The sequence below is a fragment of the Paenilisteria rustica genome (assembly GCF_013820765.1).
In the GTDB taxonomy this organism is placed as follows: domain Bacteria; phylum Bacillota; class Bacilli; order Lactobacillales; family Listeriaceae; genus Listeria_A; species Listeria_A rustica.
On the sequence record NZ_JABJVM010000054.1, the window covers coordinates 1 to 315 of the forward strand.

At 40.0% G+C, this 315-nt stretch carries 1 protein-coding gene; it reads right to left on the reverse strand.

The window, feature by feature from the left end:
- Window positions 1–313 (reverse strand): Rossmann-fold NAD(P)-binding domain-containing protein (locus HPK16_RS17270; RefSeq protein WP_484549371.1); only part of this gene is annotated, 313 nt, incomplete at its 3' end.
- Between the last annotated feature and the right edge of the window lie 2 nt (window positions 314–315).

The following is a 315-nucleotide window of genomic DNA, read 5'->3' on the forward strand; positions in this document are numbered from 1 at the left end:
TGATGACATTTCCTTTTTCTAAATAAGGAATCGTTTTGCTGACCGCGTCGACAACATGTGTTAAATCACATGATAGATAGGCATCCGCCTTATTTGGCGTTGGCACAGCAATGATGAAAACATCCGACTCCTCTAGATTTAACTGCGCTTTAAAATTCCCAGATAATAAGGCTTTCGTTAGCTCTGTCTGAAGTCCTGGTTCCTCAATGTGAATTTTTCCTGCGTTAAGCATATTTACCGCATCTTCTTTCAGATCGATACCTATCACATTCTGACCATGATTAGCAAACATGATAGCCGTTGGTAAACCGATAT